Origin of the sequence: Clostridium sp. C2-6-12 (genome assembly GCF_009928485.1) — a bacterium.
Classification (GTDB): domain Bacteria; phylum Bacillota; class Clostridia; order Clostridiales; family Clostridiaceae; genus Clostridium.
Map to the genome: position 1 here is coordinate 1 of NZ_JAABNP010000010.1, position 22,360 is coordinate 22,360.

Consider the following 22,360-nt stretch of genomic DNA (forward strand, 5'->3'; position numbering starts at 1 on the left):
AAACAAGAAAATATCCTTGGAATCTATGATTCCTAAGAATATTTTCTTGAATAACTATTTGTAAAAATTAGTTATTCAACAACCTAATACTATTAGATTGTTAATAACTACTTCATTTTTTTCATTTAGCTATATGTAAATATATTTTTACATCTAATTCTAAACAATATATAAATTCAAATTTTTAAACAATCATATTTTTAAAAAATTTTTTCATAATTTCTATAACTTTTTTTATATCATCGGGATATATTTCTCCAATGTTCGCTATTCTAAATGTATTTTCTAATGATACTTTTCCAGGATAAATTGTATAACCATTCTTATATAATTCATCATGAAGCTTATCAAACTCATATTCTTCATTTTTGGGTTCTATTATAGTTGTTAGTAACATTGAAGAATCTTCTTCTGAAACAAGTTTTTCTAAGCCAATGTCTTTAAGCCCCATCCACAATACTTTGCAGCACTCAACATACCTATTATATCTCTTTTCTATTGTTTCCTTCTTAGTTTCTATTATAGCTTGTTTTAGCGCATATATTACTTGAACAGGTGGCGTAAATCTCATTTGATAATTATCTACAAAGTATGAATATTGATTATATAAATTAAGATACAAATTTCTCGGCTTAATTTCTTTAGTTTTTTCCAATGCTTTTATATTTGCTATTACAAAGCTTATTCCAGCCATGCCTTGTATACACTTATTTGAACTTGATGCTAAATACTTAATGTTCATATCATCCATATTAATAGGAATACCTGCAAAAGAACTCATAGCATCAACTATCATGTCTATTGAATATTTTTTACAAATCGTCCCTATATTTTTAACGTCATTTAATAATCCTGTTGTTGTTTCATGGTGAATTACCGCTAAGTGACTTATTTCACCACTATAATTCTTAATAGCTTTTTCCAGCTCAATTAAATCTATCGCTTTAATCGGCGAACTTTTATACTCTATAAAATTTAAATTATATATTTTTGCGATTTCAACCATTCTGTTTCCATATGCACCATTATTTATTATCAATATAGTTTTTTCGCCGACCACCGAACTAATCATAGCTTCAACTGCTGCTGTTCCTGATCCTCCAAATAATACAGTTGTATAATTCTCATTATCTCCTACAAAATTTGTAAGCTCCTTTGATACAAACTCCATAACCTTTCCAAATTCTGATTCTCTAGGACAAATATCTGGAACAACTTGTGCATATTTTACACTATTCGTAGTAGTAGCTGGTCCCGGATTAAGCAATACGTTTCTTTTAACCTCCACATCTAAACCTTCTTTCAAAATTCATTTTTTTGTACTTCTTTCAAATAAAATACATCTTGAGAAACTCATATATAATAAACTATCTCATATGCAAACTACTAATTTATAGACTAGTTCTCAAAAACTTCTCAAAAGCTTCTTTATTTTCAATTGGTGTATTTTGAGGTCTTCCTAAATCATCCCTAGCACCTGGTTTTACTTTAATCTCTAAAAACGAACTTTCTTTACTATTTATTATTTCATCTAAATACTTTAGTAAGCCTTTTTTAGTGCTACAAGAATTACATATCTTATAACCACATGCCATCGCTAATCCTACTGTATCTAATTTTAATCCAACTGTTTCCTGGCCACCAACTGAATCATGAGCTCCATTATTTATTAGTATATGCTTGAAATTCTTAGGCTCTTGATTTCCTATTATAGCCATTCCTCCAAGATGCATAATCATTGCACCATCTCCATCAATACAATATATATCTTTATCTTTCTTATTTAATGCAATTCCTAATGCTATCTGAGAAGCATGTCCCATAGAACCTACAGTTAAAAAATCCTTACTATGATTTTCTTTTCGTTTTTCTCTTAATTCATATAGTTCCCTTGATGCCATACCAGTTGTTGATACTATTATTGATTCCTCTCCAATCTTTGAAAGTAGAATTTCAATTGCCTCTTCTCTAGTCATATCAAAATCTAATATATTAATATTTTTAAGTGTATAGTCAGCAAAAGTTCCTTTTTTTATAACTAAAGCATACGGTTCTTTATTTTTTTCCATATACTCATTAGCTTTCTTTACTTTTCTTTTCATTTCATTATTATCTACTTTTTCTTCTAGAACTTCATAAGCAATCCCCATAGTGTCTAGCAGTTCAAGCGTAATTAATCCTTGTTTTTTATGCTGAGGTTCATCTTTTTTATCAGGCTCACCTCTCCATCCAATTAATAAAAGCATTGGTATACTATAAACCAACTTATCTGCAAGAGATACAAGTGGATTTAAAGCATTTCCAATTCCTGAATTTTGCATATATACAAGACCACATTTCCCAGTAGCCAAATAATATCCTGCTGCTAATGCTACCGCATTTCCTTCATTTGCTGATACTATATTTTTATTATCAGATACATTATCTTTAATATACGCGCAAAATGATTTTAATAGAGAATCTGGAACACCTGTAAAAAAATCAATTTCATTTGCCGCTAACTCTTCATAAAAACTTTTAACTTCAATCATCTTAGTTACTCCTAGACATATTATTACATACCACCTGGTATCAAAGTAAGTATTTCTTTAATTGGCATACAATTTTCTGATGCCTCTTTAGATCTTTCATTTTCCAAAATGCTTTTTGCAGTGTTTACCATGGCTGGATAAGCACTCCTTATCAAATGATTTGCATAAATCACTACATTAACACCCAATTCAGCCAGTTCATCCTCCTTCATAAAATTATATGATGTTGGAACTACTATAAGCGGAACCTTATTTTCAAATTCATTATATCTTCTGCAGAATTCAATTATTTCATTACCATCTTTTTCTTTGCTATGAATCATTATTCCATCGGTTCCTGCTTCTATGTAAGCTCTTGCTCTTTTTATTGCATCATCCATTCCAGCCTTAGCAATCAAACTCTCAATTCTTGAAATTATCATAAAATCTCCAGTTACCCTTGCTTCTCTCCCTTTTCTTATTTTTTCACTAAAATGTTCAATGCTATCTTGAGTTTGCTCAACATCTGTTCCAAATAAAGAGTTTTTCTTAAGGCCAGTTTTATCCTCTATTATTATAGCTGAAACTCCTAATCTCTCCAAAGTTTTTACTGTATATACAAAATGCTCAATTTGTCCCCCTGTATCTCCATCTACAATTATTGGCTTTGTAGTTACTTCTAAAATATCATTAATAGTATTTAATCTAGATGTTAAATCAACTAATTCTATATCTGGTTTTCCTTTTGCAGTCGAATCACATAATGAACTTATCCACATTCCATCAAACTCTTTAACTTTTCCTTCTTTTTCAATTTTGGTTTTTTCAACAATAAGACCGGTTAATCCGTTATGTGCTTCCAATATCTTAACAATTTTTTTTGAATAAATGAGATTTTTTAATTTCTTCATTCTCATTTGTGGCGTAATGCCTATTCCCATTATAGTTTCTTCAAGTTTAGCTATAGAAACGCCTTGTGTATAAGGAATTTCTATTAGTCTTCCTCCCCAAGCAGTAATTGTTTCTATTACATTTTCTCTCAATTTGCTTTGAAAATCTGTTTTCCAATCATCTCCATGAACTACATAATCCGGTTTAATTTTTAATATATTAGGGACTTGATCTAACGTATTTTGAGGTATAACCTCTACAACTCCCTTAATATTCTCAACAATTTTTTTTCTTTCTTCATAGCTCATTATTGGATGTCTATAATAATCCGAAATAACTTCGTCAGTATGTAGCCCAACTATTACTTCTCCCAACATTCTCGCCTCTTCAATTATATTAAGATGACCATAATGGACTATATCAGCACTCATTGCAACATAAACTCTTTTATTCATAAAATTACCACTTTTCCTCTCCCTTATTTATCAATTGAGGTAATATAATATTTTCTATTCTTTTAAGATGATTTGAATCATCTATTTCTCCCCAAATTAAGTTATCAATTTTAAAATAGCCAATATCTCTTCTTCTTGCCACATCAAAAATAGCATCCTCATAATGATATTGATTAATAGTACTTTTTTTATATTCAGTTATCATTTCATTAAATAATTCATTTGATATCTTGGATACCCCTACTAGTTCTCCATAAACATTACCCAGTTCATTTCTATTCTTTGATATCTTAAATAAATTATCATCCTTTACTTCAATATAGCATTCATCACCAGAATTAGTTGCACCACTAATTAAAATGCAATCCTTTTTTGAAAAATTAATAACAGCTTCTAATGCTCTTTTTTCATATATTATATCACTTTCTAATAAGATAAAATCTTCATGAATCTCATTTTCTAAAACAGCTAAAGAAGACATGCTTCCCTTAATTTTATAGTAATCACTTTTAATGGTTATTATTTCAATATCATTATCCTTAAGCTGATCATAAAACTCATTTAAATGTCCAGTTACTATATATATTTTTTTTATTCCTTGATTTTTCAATTTAAAAATCGTTCTATGAATTAATGTTTTACCATTCACTTCCAGAAAGCCTTTTGGTATTCTATTGTTGGTAATACCTTCTAACCTTGTCCCCATTCCTGCTGCTAATATTACAGCAATTTGTATTTGCATTTTCATTACTTCTCCTATTTGTATTTTGATTCACTAAATTTAATCCCACAATATTTTTCCAGGTTTGTATTTAGGTTCAATCTTAAATTTCACAAACGATTCATTTTTATTTCCCCTAATATAGAAATCAATTAAATCTAAAATATATTTGCAACTATCTCCTGATAATGAAAACAATTCACTTCTATGCTTTTCAATATCAATGGATTTATTTTCACTAAACAAAATGTTAGTTACGTTTTTCAACATATCAATTTTTTTGCACTTATATACATAATCAAAAGGTGCACTTGCATATCTACTAGGAACGCAATCTGGAATTAACCAATCTTCAATAGCTATACTTGGTATTCCAAACATTAATGCTTCTGCCATAACACTAGATTCATCTGATACCACTAAATCACTTATCGCTAATGCAGTGAATATACTTTCTTCAGGTTCAATATAAAATAAATTATCATATTTTCCTTCATGAAGCCTTCTCATTCGTTCTATATTATCTATTACAAATTGATACTCTTTAGGCCATGCATTTTGTTTTATTAATAAATTTACTTCTAATGACCTTAAGCTTTCTATAAACTCATCTTCTTTATTATCATTTTCCCAAGATGGAGCATACAATATAGTTCTATCATATTTAAGATTTAACTTTTCTTTTAATTTATCAGCATTTCTTTTAATATCTTTGTCAACAACATAATCCGATTTAGGGTATCCAAGTTCATAAACCCCATGCCTTGGCCACGCACTAATATCAAATGAAGAATCTTGCCATAATTCCGTCCATACTTTTCCTGGTAAAATACCTATATCAAACTTATTCCACTTTTCTATTTCCCATATATCAGGCCATCTCAGATGTCCTTGACTAAGATCATGTAGTAGTATTAATGAAAATTTAGAATTTTCGGGTTGTAACACGTGGGCATGCTGGCAGTAAACCCCAATCTCAGCTTTCTCATTCAAATTATTTGTCATTTTCACTTTATACCCTCTTTTTTCCGCCTCATTATATAAAGGTATTAAGTTAAAATATTCTCCCCTATCAGAATAAAAAAAACTTATTTCATTATTTATATTATTCATTATTATCACGTCTTTCTGCAAGTAATGCATTTAATATATCATTTTTTATATCTAAGGATTTATTAAATATACCTGTTTTAATATCATGGTATTTATAATTATAATATATTGAATTCAAACATTTTTCTTCCATTTCACATAACAAAGTATATCTTTCTTTACTGAAGTTGGTATATATTTTTTTCATAATACTTATAGCAAATTCCTCCAACGAATATATTGGAATATATGGATTCATATCAATATAAATATTTTTTATAGCTCTAAACATAACAAAGTCTTCACTTATATATCCTTTAAAATTAAATTTCTTGTCAATGTAAATCCATTTATCATCTTTTTCAATAATATTATTAAAGGCAAAATCAAATGCTTCTGCTTTCACAATTCTATAGCCATCTTCATCATTTCTTTCTGTTGAATATTGATTTACTATTTCTTCTTTTAATCTTCTGCATAGTATTTCAAAAGAATGGAGATTATCTCTCTTTAATATAGATTTGTACACATCTATTATTACATTCTTTCCTTTTATAATCTTGCTGTCTTGAAGTTTAAAATCTAAATTATCATCACTATAATAACTTTGTCCTTTTCCAATAACCTTTTTTTCAACATAATATTCATTATCTTTTTTAATAAAATCCGAATAATGATGAAGTTCATTTTTTATACGATTATTTGAATATTTTCTAATTAAATATTTAGTTTCTAAGTCAACATTCTCCTGTTTTGAACAAACTACTAAAAAAGAATTTGACATATCAAATAATAATCCTGCTTGATTTAACGAGTTCAACGTAAGTGGTTCCATCATTAGATATTCTCTTTGACCAGAATACTGAAGAGAATTTCCCCTATTAATAGCCCCAACATCAAAATTTTCAATATCTTTATCTTCCTTTATTACGCATTGAGGTAATTTATAATCTGGAAATGGGAAATAAAATTTAACATTATTAAATCCTGATTCTTTAAGCATATTAGTTAATTCTTTTTTACTGAATGTTATTGGTGATTTTTCTGGATATCCATTTATCCCTGAGAAAAGCCTTCCATTATGATCTTCAGCACAACCTGCGAAATACTTTTCTCCCATTTTATTTTCTATTGCTAGTACAAAAATACCTTTCTCTGATAAATTATTATTTATTTTTTCTAGCATTTTTTTACAAACGTTTTCCGGCTCCTCCTTAGAATAAAACGGTAAATATTCTAATACTCCTAATAATGTTATCATATCATAATTATTTTCCGGGAAATTTTCGTTATTTAAATCATCTACAAACACTTTTACATTTTCATTTTTCTTATTTCTTTCTCTAAGAGCTTTCGCTCTACTTATACTACCTTCTATACAATGAACATTTTCAAATATATCTGCTAACCAATTTGTAGATGCCCCCATGCCTGCACCTAACTCAAGAGCCTTTCCTTTCTCTGTAATTAATTCTTCTATCGAGTGTAACAGATTAGTTCTTACTTGTGTAAGATGATATTCACTTGCCCAATCTTTTATATATTTTCCTAACTCAACTGGATATGACGAAATGCACTCTTCTCTCTTAAATACCTCATAAATATAATTTTCACTACCATCACTATAATCAACATAATTATAATTTCTTCCTACAAATACTTTATAATCAGCATTATATTTATACTTAGAATTATACTTAATTTCTATATTATTATTTTTTAATGCTTTTTCATATTCTTTACAAAACCATTTATATGTATCATCTAAATATGTCCACGGTAAAATTTTCTCAATATTTTCATATATTTTAAGAATGTCTTGTATTATATTGCATTGACATAATTCAATACACAAATTAATATATTCATTTATTTCTTCTTTAAGTAAAGACGGAATAAACTTTTTTCTTTTATTTATTATAAATTCATTTTCTATTACTCCTATATTATTAAAAACAATTGCATTTACAATAAATTTAAATTTATATAATAACTCATATGAATTATTAACTACACTATTTTTATTTAATGCACTTTTTTTAAATAACATAGTTGATAAATTACCAAACAAATTTTCATTTTCATTAACACAAAATTTTAGAAACTCTTTCCCATCAAAAACACAATTACTAGCTTTATTATACTTTTTCAAAATATTATCGCTTAAAACATTATTATTTTCATCTCTTTTTTTTCTTTGACAAAACAAAACATCTATTGAATTATGTTGAATCATATAATTTAACATATACTCTATTTTATTATTTATGCAATAATCGTCGTTTTCTAAAAATGTAATATAATTGCCAGAACAACTATTTATTACATCAATAAGACCAGCATACTTATCTTCTTCATTTCTCCATTTATAATTAATTACATTTGGTATATAACATTCATTTTCATTTATACTAATCATTTCAATCTTACTATAACTTTGGTTATTTATAAATGATTGTATAGTTTCATCTGAACAATCAACTGCAATTACAGATACTTTAGGATAGAATTGTTCTTGATACTCATTTATAAACAACTTTCTTTCCATATCATAATTATTAGTACTAACTATACCACAATCATGTAATACCCAAGGAGTTACTTGTTGTGGTATCGCAATTATGTATCCTCTTTTTTCAAACTCAATACATTGAGACAAATCATAAAAATGCCATCCTTTAAATTTGCTTTCATTCCACGGAATATCATATTGAGTAACCATGATTAATCCGTCAATTGCGTCTACCTCTTCAAATCTTGAATTAACATCTTTAAATTTAAGTTCATTCATAATACTATTGCTATTTTCAAAAACTTTACCATATTTATCATTTGATTCCCACCATATTCCGCTAAGTGGTATGCTCTTTGCTCCTACAACTCCGAGCATACCTACCTTGTCATTTCTTTCAAAAATAACCAATATATCTAATATAAAATTTTTATTTACAATTAATGTATCTTGATGTAAATAAACTTTAATTTTAGCATTACTACTATTCATTGCTTGATTATATCCTGATGTCATGCTTTTAGCATTCCTTACTGCTATTTTTTCTTTAGTAATTCCATCCGGTATGTATAAACTATCAATATATTTAATACATTCCTCATATCTTTCTTCATCATTTACGCATGTTATAAAGGCTATACTATTTTCCATACAACTCTATTCTCCAATCATTTCTTTTAATTCTTCAATGTTATTATTGGTTGTTTCTAATTTATTTAAGTATTCTATCGCTAATTCTTTTTCTCCAATAATATTTAATACATACGCAATATTATAATTAGTATCTAAATCTTGTGGTGAAATTTCGTACGCTTTGGTTAATAATGGAATTACCTTATCTAACAATTCATTTTCAAAGCATTTAATAGCTATTAAATTTAGCATATCTATTTTATTTATTATATCTTTATCTATAACATCCAATATAATATTTTCATCAATTAAATTCGATTTTAAATACTGAATAATATCTTCTATACTTTTTTCCACATCAATTTCAAATTCTATTCTTCTAATTAAAAGTGAACATCTTCTTTTATTTTTTTCATTTTGATCACATTTCTTTTTAACTCTTATCAAATATTGATACGTCTCAAATTCGTCTTTAATAGACATATCACTTAGTTTGCTTATTTCTTCAATAAATTTCCTATCTTCATCATTAATGTATCCTTTCATTGATCCAACAGAAATATTTTCGTATCCACAATCACAAAATATTTTTACTATTTCATTTTTAGTAAACAACTTCATATTAGTTCTATTTAGCAATTCATCTCCTTCATAGCTCGTGCTTCCATTAATTAATCCCTTAATTAATGAATAATTGTTTGCATTTAATATACTTACTAATATATATCCATCAGATTTCAAATATCTTTTCATAACTTTCAAAACATGTTCTAGATTATAACTTTGTTCAAATACATCTGAAAATATTATGTAATCAAAATATTCATCTTCATAATTTATTTTATCTTCTTTTATTTTTTCAGCAGAAATTTGTGCATTTTTTCTTGCTAATATTGAAGCATTTTCGTTAAATTCTATTCCATATAAATTGCTATTAGGATATTTATCCTTAATAGCCAACAATGTAGCTCCTGTTCCACATCCTATTTGAAGTATATTTATAGGCTCATTATATTTTTTATCCATTAGCCCTATTAGATCATAACGTATACTATTATAGTGCTCACTTCTAAATCCCCACTTTTCCATAAATTTATCAGAGTTTATTTTTAATATATCTGTATATTTTTCTGAATTTTCTTTAAAACTGATACTTCCAAAATGATGAATGTAACTATCTTTACATAAAAGTAACTTATAACCTTCCATTATTATTCTCAAACTAATATCATCATCTTCAAAGTTTCCAGGAGTAAATCTCTCATCAAGCAATCCAACTTTATCCAAAACGCATCTCTTAATAAGCAAAGCAAAACCAACTAATTTAATTCTCTCTTCGTAAGAATTTTCGTTTGTTATATTGTTTTTCAATGAAAAATTTATATATCCATCAAAATCGTCATAGCATTCATTAATTTGTTGATAATATGAAACACTGTTACTTATAGATCCAGTTGCTCCTATTTCTTCACTTGAATACAATCCCATTCTTAAATTAAATATCGAATTAGGCATAATAACAGTATCATTATTCAAAAGAAAAATGTCATTATCTCTTTTAGCAACTCCAATCCCCTGATTGCAACCAATCGGAAAACCTTTATTCTCTTCATTCAATATATATTTTATTCCTTCTTGCTCTTTTATCCATTCTGCTGTTCCATCTGTAGAATTATTATCTACTATAATAATTTCACAATTATCATACCCATTATATTTTTTAATACTATTTATACAAACTTTCGTATATTCTAGATTATTATAAGTTAAAATAACAATTGAATAATTTTTTACTGTAATATTTACATTAGCTTTCAAATTATTTATTGCATCTATTATTATTTTTGCATTTTCTTCACTACTTGAACAAGTTAATGCATGTTCATAACACAAATATGCCCTATTATATTCCTTTTTCATTTCATAAATATTACCCATGGTAAAATATAAATCACTATTAAATATATTCACTTCAAGTCCAGATTTAATACAATTAATTGCTTTCCCATAATCGCCACTATACATATTTATTATAGCTTCCATACTTGCTATTTCATCGTCATATCCAATATTATTTTTATACAATTCTATTGCTTCATTTGCATCTTCTACTAGACCCTCTTCTATGTATTTTTGAATTTGAACTTTTATTTCTTCACTATTCATCCCAATTGCTCCTTGCTGATTAATACATCTCATATTTTTTCTTGATTTTCCAATCGGCATTGCTCTAAAAACATTTTCTTATTCTTATAACGTAAATTATGCTGATATACTTTTGCTAATTATATTATTCCATTCTCTTAATAACGGTAAAACTTTTTCATCTAATACCTTATATCCTTCATCTATACTGCCTTCATTAAAAAATATTATCAATTCACTTTTATATTCATCCATTGTTCTTTCATCCATATTTTTCTTTTGAACATCTTTGGTTAATCTAGCAATTTCAATAATCCATTCTATTCCTTCAACTATATGTGAAAGCAAATTATTTGCTTCTTCCTCTCTGTCTTCTTTTATATAATTAAAATACATATCAATACCATTTATTAATTTTAATATATAATTATCCGCTGTTTGTAGTCCTTCAAGTTGTTGTTCAATAAACGTTTTTTCCATTTTAATCCCTCACTATATATTATTTATTAGTTTAATAACTTCATCATCTGGTCCATTTAATACCAATTCTTCTAAACATTCTTTCGCTTCTTTATCTTTATTTAATAATCTTAATAATTTATATTTTAAATTCATTAGATTAAAATCAAATTTCACTAATGCTAACGCCTCCTCAATAGTATCATTTGCTTCATTAAATTTCTTTTCATCTATAAGATAATTTATGTTTCTTATTAATTCTGGTAAAAATTCTTTAAAACTCGTATTAACTTCTATGGTTTTATCTTCTATTATTATTTTTATATAATCAATAAATCTTTTATCTATATGTAATATTTCTTTTAATCTCCTAATATATTGAATAGTATCTATAAATCTATAACTTAATGCGTTCTTTAATTCTATAATAAACCTTTCTTCATCTGTAAGTACCCATAATTTTTTTTCTATGGTTTCTCTATTGTAATTTTTTACAATAGAAAAATACTTTTCATATATAAAACTTAAGAACACATTCTTCTTTTGGTCATTTGGAAGATTTCCTCCAAGCATAAGTGCTTTTAACATTACTGCTTTTAAATTATAATCTAGCATTTCAGAATTATATTTTCTTAATTCTTTTAATAATATTTCATTAAAATCATAGTAAGTGTTGCATAAATTTATCATTATATTTTCCAATGCGTCTTTCCCATATTTGCACAAAAATTTTATTTCACTCATATCATATTTAAGTAAATAATAAACATATATTGAGTATGGCTTTTTATCTTCTTCAATTATTTTTTTTATTTGATTTACTTGATTTTCATTTAAATTATTATTTTCTTTATAATACTTTATCAAGCTCACTATTTTATATATAGTGCCTTGCGTATTTCTAGTCAAAATATCTTCAAGCTCATCCATTGATAATTCTGTTTGAATGTATAATAATATATTTTCATAGTTATACTTATTAAGAAACTCTTCCACGACAAATATTTCATCCCATAGTTTACCTTCTACAATTATTCTAAGAATAAAATGTGCTTTATTCTCTAATAATTCTTTATTACTAACCTTCAGCAAGGTAACTAATGCTTTTTTATAGTTTTTTTCTTTAAAATAACAAACAGCTAAATTATATATAATCGTATCTTTATATTCTCTTGTAAGTATGCTTAATGTGTTGGTTATTTGTATGTTATTTTCACACAATTCTTTATGGCAATACAAATATTTTTTATATGCTTCTATAGCTTCATCATACCTATTTAAATTGAAGCATGCCGTTCCTAAATAAAAATAAAAATCCAAAAAATTATCGCAATGTTTTAAAGCTTCTTTTGCTTTAAGTATGAGTTCCTCGTAATTTTTCATGTTATATAAAAGATGACAATATCTATTTAGAACATATATATACGTTCCAATATCGCTTTTAGCTTTATCATATGCTATTTTTACATATTTCATAGCCTCACTTACATCCTTATGCATTGCATAAGACGTAGAAATTTGAAACAATATATATATATTCATGCTTTCAGAATTTTTTTTATTCTCAAGTTGCTTAAAAAGCAATTCCAAATTTCTTTTAAATTTATATTCCATTAAATCATAATCATTATTATCATATCCGTAATGTACAACTCTTATATTAGTATATAAAATCGGCAACTCATGTTTAGGTTGTTCATGTATAATCCCTTCATATTTAACTGTATTATTTTTAAACAGCCTAATTAATGTTGTTATAAATCCATTATTTATAGAATTCTCTATATCCTTATTAAAATTAGCTATTTGAATGTATGCAGATTTATATCCATTAATTTTATTACTATTAAGCAATTTTCCTAAAGTTTCAACATCATATAGATATTCATCTGCATCAAGTACTAACACCCATTCTCCTGTGCAATACTCAAGCGATATATTTCTCATATCAGCAAAATTATTATTCCATTTATGAAAATAAACTTTATCTGTATATTTTTTAGCTATATCTATGGTTTTATCTTCAGAACCTGTATCTACAATAATTATTTCAGTATTTATATATTTATTTAATTCTTTTAAAGGCTTTAATGTTCTCTCTAAATTCTTCTCTTCATTCTTAACTATCATTGCAATACTAAGCTTCATAATTTTCGCTCCTAAATTAAATTTAATCTTATAGTTTTTTATCGACCTTTATTCAAATTACTTGAGATAAATATGTCAATTAATAGTTTTTAGTGCTATTTAGAGCAAAATAAAAAGAAGTCATAAAATGACTTCTTTTTATTTTCATTAAGTATTATCTTAATAAGTTTAATACACCTTGAGGTGCTTGGTTAGCTTGTGATAACATAGATTGAGCAGCTTGTTGTAAGATGTTATTCTTACTGAAGTTCATCATTTCCTTAGCCATATCTACGTCTCTAACTCTTGATTCTGCAGCTTGTAAGTTTTCAGATGCATTATCTAAGTTAGATATAGTATGTTCTAATCTGTTTTGGTATGCTCCAAGTTTTGATCTTTGAGTTGAAACATCTTTAATAGCTTTGTTAATTCTATCAATAGATGTTCTAGCAAAAGTATTACTTGATACATTTATAGATGCTGCAGAAATTCCTAAAGAAGCAGAATCCATCTTATTAATTTTGATTTCTAATGCTAAATCTGTTGAACTGTTAGAACCTATTTGAAGTACAGCACCTGAAACTCCACCACCACTTAAAGAACCATCTAAAAGATTCTTTTCATTGAATTGAGTTGTTTTAGCAATTCTATCAACTTCAGTTTGTAATGAATTTAATTCATCTTTTATTGCACTTCTATCAACTGTAACGTTAGTATCGTTAGCAGCTTGTACAGCTAATTCTCTCATTCTTTGAAGAATTGAGTGAGTTTCATTTAAAGAACCTTCAGCTGTTTGGATTAATGAGATACCATCTTGAGCATTTCTTGAAGCTTGATCAAGACCTCTGATTTGAGCTCTCATCTTTTCAGAAATTGAAAGACCAGCAGCGTCATCTCCAGCTCTGTTTATTCTTAAACCTGAGCTTAATTTTTCCATTGATTTTGCAGCATTTCCTGTGTTGATTCCCATATTTCTATGAGCATTCATTGCGTTAAGATTGTGATTAATTATCATTTTATATTCCTCCTTGATTTTACGCCTACACTTCCATGTGTACTGGCAGTTTTTTATTTTTAAAAGTCTTTTCAGACTATTAAAGCTAGATTAACTGTTAACATTTAACTTGCTCTACTTCTTTTTTCGATATGTGTACGGAATACTTTATACCTTTTATAAAACTTTTTTTATATTTCTTTACTCAAGTAGACAGATCTTGAATTTATATTATTATACGATTTATTTGCTTCTTTTCTCTTACCAATTCTTGTCATTTCACTTTTCACATCATTCATGCTTTTTTCAAGTTTCAATTTCATGTCTTCATCAATTTTAAATAAATCATATTTTTCATACAATTCCTTTAGAACTACCTTATCTTCGCTTTTTATTGTTATTTCTTCTAATATCACACTACGTTTTTCAAATTCACCGTCTAGCTGCTCCACAAGATCATCGTCTAATATTCGCATAATATTTAGTGAAATTTCCCTATATTCTTGAAATAATTCTTCTAAACTCATAAATAAGCCTCATATTCTTTTATTTTTAGCCCATTTGGGATTGGAATTTAGACATTTGACTATTCATATTATTCATTGCTTTTTCTAATGCAGCAAACTTTTTATAATATCTGTCTTGTGCATCATTTAATTTATCTGTAAGAGTCGTAATAGACCTTACTTTTCCATATATTTGGTCAGGTAATGTATTTTTACTTGAATATCCTGTGATACTAAAATCATATTGTTTATTTGCATATATGTTCAAAATACCTTTAACTGTTGATGTTCCATCTTTACCTACTCCTGGATCTCCTGCATAATTTCTTATTATATTATCCATTCTTGTAAAAATACCATCTTCATAGTACTTTTTAGAGCCAACATATTTATTCTCAACCCCATTTGAATCAGTTCCTAGCTTTGCACCAGATTTCCCAATAAACATTTTTGTAAAATCTTCTATATGGTTAGATATAACATCTTTTAATTTTGCTTCATCTTTTATTTGAATTTTGCCTAAATCTGAAATATCTGAAGAAGTATCTATTCCTATTGAATTAGTAGCCAAACTTCCTACACGTAAAGGATTCTTATTTATATCAGCTTGATCATATACGCTTGTACCATTATCCTCAAACTTAGTAAATACGGTATCACTAAAAGCTGATTTCAAATCGCCTAAAATGTTTTGTAAATTTTCATCATTCTTAAGCAAACCTTGTTTAGCTTTAGTTTCCCAGTTTTTGATATCATCGTCCTTCATATCTTTCTTTTGCTCATCTGTTAATGGCTTAACACTAAATTGCTTCTTTTCTGTAAGTTTTCCTTGAATTTTATCAATTAAATTATTATAATCATCTTTAAATTTTTTAAGATTGTCAACAATTGCATCTACATTGTTTTTTGTTACAGTTACATTAGAAACCCCTGTACTCTTTAGATTATATGCTACACCATTAGCTGTGAACTGATTACTAGTTTGTGAAATAGGTTCTGTTCTTCCATCCGGATAAGTTAGTTTAAATGCTGCATTTTGACCTTTTACTTCTGAATATGATCCGCTTAATCCTAAATCAGTTATAGAACCAGTACCTGTTAAATTACTTGGAGTAATTTCTAATGCCAATGTAGATGTATCACCTGATTTATTTGAAAAAACAAATTTATGTGAAAGATCATCAAATGAAGCTGTTACTCCTTTTGCTTTAATATTGCTATCACTATTAATAGCATTTACAATATCTTGTACTGTTTTGCCAGAAACATCTGAAATATTTACATCTGTTGATGTAGCCGCTTTATCAATTGTAAATTCAAATTTAAGACTTCCACCTGTAATACCCACATCTGACAATTTAGTGTTAGAACTAACTCCTGTTTTTGAGACTCCTTGCAACAATGCTGGCTGTGCTAATGTTGTTACATCTATTTTGTAGTTCCCATCCTGTGCTGTTGAAGAAGCTGTAAATCCAACCGTACTTTCATTACTATTCGTGACTTTTGTGGGATTAAATGTACTACTTCCTAAAATATATTTACTTGAAGTTTGATCAAAATAATCCTGCAACCCTTTGACATCTTTTATGATATCCCTATACATATCTTGTTTCCATTGTGCTATTTGTTGTTCTTGATTTGTCTTATCAATTTTATTTTGAATATTTGCTGTCATAGCTTTTACCATTGAATCTGTATCCATACCACTTGCCATACCAGTTATTCTCATGGTATTAGTTGCTCTTGTGACTGACATATTTAACACCTCTTTCTTTTACATTATTATTTTTCTATATTATTGACCTTTTCTAGCCTTTTTTTCTGCTGCATACCAAATATCTCTAACATCTTCAATAAGTGGCATGACTTCATCCATTATTGCTACGTCTTTCTTCATATTAGCTTCAAACAATTTTTCATTTATAAATCTATATACAGCAAACATATTTTCTGCCCATTTCCCTGCACTTGTATCCAATGTTGCCATAAGTTCTATAAATATATCCTCAGTTTTCACCACATTTTCATGAGCCTTTTTTATATCTTTATCTAGCATAGCTTGTCTTGCTATCTTTGCAAATTTTACTGCTCCGTCTACTAACATTAATAATAACTGCTCTTTAGATGCATAATTAACACTATTGTTTTTATAGACATTGTAACCGTTAGCGTACATAAGTTTCCTCCTATTTTTTTACATCCAATTTTATTCCTCTGTAATTTTCTTCATCTAGAACTTGTTCTTTTTGAACTTCTATTTCCATTACATTTTCTTCGTACTTCACACCATCTATTGTATAGAATCTTTTATCCTCTTGATTTTTAGTATTCTTTTTATTTTCACCTTTATTTTTATTCTCGTCCTCTTTAAGATCTTTCTTTATAGATACTTTTTTATTTTCATGAATTTTATCACTTTTTATTTGTTCTTGCATCCTTTTTCTTATGTCTGTATCTATTTTATTCAATCTATATTCCATACAAATCTGCTCCTTAAAATCAAGCTTTTTTATCTATTAAACCAACTTGCTTACACATACTTGCAATCATATCTAATATTTTTTCTGATGGTATCTCCATTATTACATCTTTAGTATTATCATCTACTATTTTTATCATAACAACCTTTAAATCTTTATGCACACTATATTCTGCATGTACTGGTTCATCTTCTAAAAAGTTATTTAATTTTTTTAAAGCTTTATCTAATTCCTCTTTACTTGCATTTTTCGTTTTACTATTTTTATATTCATCATTGTATTTTGCTTTTTCTAATGTATCACTCTTTTTATTAGTTGTCTCTTGAACATTATCTATTCTATAAGAAATACTATTGTTTGTTTGCAATACTGGATTAACTTCCATTAAATTAACCTCCCTTATATTTACAATCATAAATACTAATATTATTTTTTTATATTTTTGAGATATTCTAAATTCACCTTCATGGCTTCTTTATTTTCATTTTTTATTTCTTCGTAAAGTTCTTTTCTTAATATAGTAACATCTTTCGGTGCATCTATTCCAAGCTTTACACTTCCATCTTCCAATTTTGATATAGTTATTTCTATATCATCTCCAATCATAAAAGATTGACCTTTTTTTCTAGTTATAATGAGCACTTCTTAATCACTCCTTTAGTAAAGGATGTTTTACTTTATATTTTGAATCATCAATTACAATTTGCTCTCCCAAATTCAATTTCGTATTTATTACTATAGGAGCTTTCAAATTTGTAGTTATTCTTTTAGGATCAGAATCTAATGTTACTGTTGTTAACAATAATACATCTATCTCATTATCTATCTTTAATCTTTTTTGTATTTCTTTTGACAAATTCACTTCATACTCATTACAAACTTCAAATGGAGATGTTAATATTAACCCCACTTCATCATCTTCTAATGCTTGAAGCAATTTGAATGGCTGATATTCTTCTAATTCCACAAGTATAAATTTCTCTATATTATCAAATCCTAAAATACCTTTCTTTAAAATGATGATATCTTTTTCGTCATATTCTAGTTTGCCATGTATCTTTGAAATAAATACCATACTTTTATCTCCTATCTTATATAATCCATTAATGTTGTAGGTAATATTTTACCACTCACTTGAAGTGATGCCATATAAACCGTCTGCATTATTGAATAATTCATCATTGTTTCAGTAAAATCAATATCTTCTGTTTTTGATAATATATCTTTCATATTTAGGTTTTCATCTTCATTCTTAGATTGTGCATCTTCCATTCTATTAGTCATGGCACCTACTTCTGATCTTTTTTCAAGTAAGTTTTGAATTATTGAATCTACTTGACCTAAAAGAGGACCTGTCAGCATTTGTTGCCCTGGTGTTCCCGAAAAAGATGTTGGATTAGTTGCTGGATCATCAAGATTTTTTATGATTCCATTTAAAATATCCGAAACATTTTGGGAATTTCCACTTTTATCTTTATACTCCAATATATCTACAGCTGTTTTGTTGTAATCTATCAAAACACCTTGGGATACTTCAACATTTAATGGTGAATTAATCTGATCATAAGCCACCTTACCTGTTCCAGTAGTAGTATCTGCAATTGCCGCTCCATTTTTATCTGCATATTTTATTGTTCCGTCTGTATCAACCACAACTGGTTTAGATGTACTTTTAGTCCCTCCAAATATATAAGCTCCATCAAAATTAGTATTTAATATTTGAGCTAATTGATTAACTTTTTCTTTCATTTCATCCTGAATTGCTTTTCTTTCATTTGGCCCATAACCTCCATCACCTGCAGTTAGTAAAAGTGTTCTTATTCTTCCAAAAACATTTCCTGCTTGATTAAGTGCTGTATCTGTAGTATCAAGCCAGTTAGAAATATCTTTTATATTTTCATTAAATTGTTTATTTGAATCTATTTCTGTATATAATTGCATAGTTCTAGATGCTTTATATGGGTCATCAGAGGGTCTATTTATTGCTTTACCAGATGCCAACTGAGATTGCAATGTTCTCATATTCGTTAAATTTCTATTAGCATTGGTAAGATAATTTCTTGATAACATAGCATTTGTTATTCTTCCCATTAAATTCACTCCTCGCTTTTCTTAATGTATTTTATCTCTTAAGTCCATTAATTACAACATCCAGCAATTCATTAACTGTTGAAATTACCTTTGCACTTGCTTGATATGCATGTTGAAATTGTATTAAATTTGTCATTTCTTCATCTAATGAAACACCAGACTCTGCTTGTCTTTGATCTTCTAAATCTTTCAATATAGAATCTCTTTCACTATTTGTTCTTCTCGTAGCTTCCTGTGATTGAGTACCCAACTTACTAATCATATCCTTATAATATTGATCTATTGTCTTTCCATCATTGCTCTGTGTTATATTTATACCATCTGTTAAGGCAGCTCCACTTTGTGAAAAGAAGTCATCTCTATCTAACATACTAACATCATCCAATACGTTGGATATATTAAACTTTTTACTTATAAGATCTGCAATTGCTTGCGCTCTTTCGCCACTTCTTTCTCCACTTTTAGTGCTATCTGCTTCACAATTCAACAATGAAACATCTTTTATAATATCAGGATTTACTGTTATGTTTTTTGCATTGATTCCATCATCAGTAGATGCTGTACTTGTTGATTTTGATGAATTTATAAACAACATTGAGTACTTCTTTCCGTTTGCTGCTGGCGCCCCTGAAGTAGTACTTCCTGTTTGTATAGCATTTACTGAATAAGCAATGGATGCTGCTATCTTATTTAAATCTTTCATATAATCTTTTATCATATTTTGTGCAGATTGATTTCCAGCAATCTCACCTTTTATATTTTTAGGATCAACACTATTTACTGCTGTAGTCCCATTCTTATTTACTTCATATATTTTAAATAGTTTTTTATTTATATCATCTGCTGATGCTGTAGTGATTGCGTTACCTGACGCATCCGAAACCACACCATCTTTGTCCCCTATCAATATTCTATTTTGCATTAAAGAATCAGCTAAACTTTTTGCATTACTTGAAGTTGTAGTAACTTCAATTTGTTTTGGTGCTAAACTTGTATTTCCTAAAGGATAATATTCTATTGTTATTTTACCAGTAGGCACTGGTGGTGTAGCTGTTGACATTTCAACTTCCGCACTCTTAATATATGATAATCTTGTATACTTATCATCTGCTGGATTGCTATTAACTAAGTTATTTATAACATTCCCTGTTGCTTGGAAACCTTCTGCTTTTAAATTTATCGCTTCTTTATCTGCTCTTTCTACAGTTATTCCAAACATTTTTGATACTTTATCAATCAGATTATCCCTTGTATCCATTAAATCATTAGGACTTTGACCTATTGCAGCTACACCTGTGATTTGCTTATTTAATTCTCTTATCTGTTCTAGATAACTATTAACATTTTTAACATTATCCTGTAACAGTTCCTGAGCATCTGTAACTTTTTTTTCTAATTGAGTATAGGTATGATTTAACACATCTGCAATTGCAGATGCTTTTTGAAGTGCAACTGTTCTAGCTGATGATTTTTCAGGCGTTTTGGCAACTTCATGAAATGCTGAGTAAAACTCACCAAATAATTTTTGTAACCCTGTATCTGAAGGTTCTCCAAAGACACCTTCAACCTCTGTTAAAAAATTACTTTCCACATTGTAATTTCCAAGCTTCCCATTTTCATTTCTAAATTGATAATCAATAAAGTAACTTCTTATTCTTTGTATAGTTGTTACTTGTGCTCCAGTACCAACTTGTCCTGGACCAGATGTATCAAATCTTGACATTCCTCCAAATGGTTTTGTTGTCTCTATTACAGCTCTTTGTCTTGAATAACCTTCTGTATTTGCATTTGCTATATTATGAGATGTAGTATTTATAGCACTTTGATGTACATTTAATCCTCTTTTAGCAACGTTAAACGTGTCAAATAATCCTGACATTTATTTTTCCTGCCTTCCAAAATTCCAACTTCCATGTATTTAAATTTTTACATCCTTGATATAATTCTTTATCTTGATAAATTACCATATGAATTATATGTTTTTATGTCCCTATTAGGGTTAATTATATTTATCATTTTATTATTAAAAATTATTTGTTTTTTCAAAAACAATTCATTGGTTTCTTTTTGAAGTAATACTTCATTTAATGTATTTTGTATTTTCTCATAAGTTTGTTCTAATTTACTATCATTTGTTTTAACAAAAATTTCTTTTATACTTACGTCACCTGTTAATTTTCTTCTTTGTACTTCTTCATTTGCAATTCTTTTCCCACATTCATTAATCTTATCAACTAATCCTTCTAAACCAAAAACATCTTTGCTCATTATCATTTTATATTGAGTTTCTAACAATTCTAAAAGTTGGCTTAAATCCCTTTCTTGGTCCTGCATTAATTTAATAAGTTCATCTTTCATAACTATGCATTACTCTCCTTCATAGCATTCAATAAACTTTGAGCTGTTAATCTCGCATCAACCTTATATGTTCCGCTACTTATTTTATTTTTTATATCTGCAACTTTTTGTGCATTTCCAACTACTTCTCTTGAAGAATAAGATTTAAGACTTTTCCCAATATCTGAGATTTCTATCCTATCTACTTCTTTAGTTTTATCGACTTTACCTATAGCTTTATTCCTACTTGAATTATATGGATTAACGTATTGAGGTCTATTTATTCCATTAATACTCATGCTTCATCTCTCCATTCCTTACTCTACTATTATACTTATCGGACTTTTCCTCTATAAGTTTATAGAAAAAGTCTATAAAAATATAAAACCATTTTTTTGTTTTAAAAC

21 protein-coding genes are annotated in these 22,360 nt (G+C 27.7%); all 21 read right to left on the minus strand.

Features of this window, described 5'->3' with window-relative positions; all coding sequences use genetic code 11:
• Positions 1-184: 184 nt before the first annotated feature.
• Positions 185-1,288, minus strand: a complete 1,104-nt coding sequence (locus GXK56_RS09955) for a 2-aminoethylphosphonate aminotransferase (protein WP_160687310.1) — start codon at positions 1,286-1,288, stop codon at positions 185-187.
• Positions 1,289-1,391: 103 nt separating this feature from the next.
• On the minus strand, positions 1,392-2,531 hold the full coding sequence (gene aepY / locus GXK56_RS09960; RefSeq protein ID WP_160687311.1) for a phosphonopyruvate decarboxylase: 1,140 nt from the start codon (positions 2,529-2,531) through the stop codon (positions 1,392-1,394).
• A 23-nt stretch (positions 2,532-2,554) separates the two neighbouring features.
• Positions 2,555-3,856 (minus strand): phosphoenolpyruvate mutase, encoded by a 1,302-nt coding sequence (aepX, locus tag GXK56_RS09965; RefSeq protein WP_160687312.1) that lies wholly within the window; start codon positions 3,854-3,856, stop codon positions 2,555-2,557.
• Between the two features lie 4 nt (positions 3,857-3,860).
• Positions 3,861-4,598, minus strand: coding sequence for a phosphocholine cytidylyltransferase family protein (locus GXK56_RS09970; protein ID WP_160687313.1), 738 nt, complete (start codon positions 4,596-4,598; stop codon positions 3,861-3,863).
• Positions 4,599-4,637: 39 nt separating this feature from the next.
• A complete protein-coding gene (locus tag GXK56_RS09975) occupies positions 4,638-5,582 on the minus strand; it encodes a CDP-glycerol glycerophosphotransferase family protein (protein WP_243156080.1) in 945 nt (314 codons plus the stop codon).
• Between the two features lie 100 nt (positions 5,583-5,682).
• Positions 5,683-8,832 (minus strand): glycosyltransferase, encoded by a 3,150-nt coding sequence (locus GXK56_RS09980; protein ID WP_160687315.1) that lies wholly within the window; start codon positions 8,830-8,832, stop codon positions 5,683-5,685.
• Between the two features lie 6 nt (positions 8,833-8,838).
• The gene (locus GXK56_RS09985; protein WP_207710262.1) at positions 8,839-11,013 is read right to left on the minus strand and encodes a glycosyltransferase; all 2,175 of its coding nucleotides are present in this window, start codon (positions 11,011-11,013) and stop codon (positions 8,839-8,841) included.
• 63 nt (positions 11,014-11,076) lie between these two features.
• Positions 11,077-11,439, minus strand: a complete 363-nt coding sequence (locus tag GXK56_RS09990; protein ID WP_160687317.1) for a hypothetical protein — start codon at positions 11,437-11,439, stop codon at positions 11,077-11,079.
• Positions 11,440-11,451: 12 nt separating this feature from the next.
• Positions 11,452-13,566 (minus strand): glycosyltransferase family 2 protein, encoded by a 2,115-nt coding sequence (locus tag GXK56_RS09995; protein WP_160687318.1) that lies wholly within the window; start codon positions 13,564-13,566, stop codon positions 11,452-11,454.
• A gap of 154 nt (positions 13,567-13,720) precedes the next feature.
• The gene (locus GXK56_RS10000) at positions 13,721-14,560 is read right to left on the minus strand and encodes a flagellin (protein WP_160687319.1); all 840 of its coding nucleotides are present in this window, start codon (positions 14,558-14,560) and stop codon (positions 13,721-13,723) included.
• 170 nt (positions 14,561-14,730) lie between these two features.
• The gene (locus tag GXK56_RS10005) at positions 14,731-15,066 is read right to left on the minus strand and encodes a hypothetical protein (protein ID WP_160687320.1); all 336 of its coding nucleotides are present in this window, start codon (positions 15,064-15,066) and stop codon (positions 14,731-14,733) included.
• Between the two features lie 25 nt (positions 15,067-15,091).
• Positions 15,092-16,801, minus strand: coding sequence for a flagellar filament capping protein FliD (gene fliD, locus GXK56_RS10010; protein WP_160687321.1), 1,710 nt, complete (start codon positions 16,799-16,801; stop codon positions 15,092-15,094).
• Positions 16,802-16,840: 39 nt separating this feature from the next.
• Positions 16,841-17,221: a flagellar export chaperone FliS gene (gene fliS, locus GXK56_RS10015; RefSeq protein WP_160687322.1), complete on the minus strand. Its 381-nt coding sequence runs from the start codon at positions 17,219-17,221 to the stop codon at positions 16,841-16,843.
• 10 nt (positions 17,222-17,231) lie between these two features.
• Positions 17,232-17,525 (minus strand): hypothetical protein, encoded by a 294-nt coding sequence (locus tag GXK56_RS10020; RefSeq protein WP_160687323.1) that lies wholly within the window; start codon positions 17,523-17,525, stop codon positions 17,232-17,234.
• A gap of 19 nt (positions 17,526-17,544) precedes the next feature.
• Complete coding sequence (locus GXK56_RS10025) at positions 17,545-17,910, minus strand: flagellar protein FlaG (protein ID WP_160687324.1); 366 nt, start codon at positions 17,908-17,910, stop codon at positions 17,545-17,547.
• A gap of 41 nt (positions 17,911-17,951) precedes the next feature.
• Positions 17,952-18,167 carry a carbon storage regulator CsrA gene (csrA, locus tag GXK56_RS10030; protein ID WP_160687325.1) on the minus strand — a complete coding sequence of 72 codons (216 nt, stop codon included), beginning with the start codon at positions 18,165-18,167 and terminating at the stop codon, positions 17,952-17,954.
• Positions 18,168-18,174: 7 nt separating this feature from the next.
• Positions 18,175-18,600: a flagellar assembly protein FliW gene (gene fliW, locus GXK56_RS10035; protein WP_160687326.1), complete on the minus strand. Its 426-nt coding sequence runs from the start codon at positions 18,598-18,600 to the stop codon at positions 18,175-18,177.
• 11 nt (positions 18,601-18,611) lie between these two features.
• Positions 18,612-19,616, minus strand: a complete 1,005-nt coding sequence (gene flgL / locus GXK56_RS10040; protein WP_160687327.1) for a flagellar hook-associated protein FlgL — start codon at positions 19,614-19,616, stop codon at positions 18,612-18,614.
• Positions 19,617-19,647: 31 nt separating this feature from the next.
• Entirely contained in the window at positions 19,648-21,495 is a 1,848-nt protein-coding gene (gene flgK, locus GXK56_RS10045) for a flagellar hook-associated protein FlgK (protein WP_160687328.1), read from the minus strand.
• 68 nt (positions 21,496-21,563) lie between these two features.
• Positions 21,564-21,974: a flagellar protein FlgN gene (locus tag GXK56_RS10050; protein WP_160687329.1), complete on the minus strand. Its 411-nt coding sequence runs from the start codon at positions 21,972-21,974 to the stop codon at positions 21,564-21,566.
• A 2-nt stretch (positions 21,975-21,976) separates the two neighbouring features.
• Positions 21,977-22,252 carry a flagellar biosynthesis anti-sigma factor FlgM gene (gene flgM / locus GXK56_RS10055; protein ID WP_160687330.1) on the minus strand — a complete coding sequence of 92 codons (276 nt, stop codon included), beginning with the start codon at positions 22,250-22,252 and terminating at the stop codon, positions 21,977-21,979.
• Positions 22,253-22,360 lie beyond the last annotated feature (108 nt).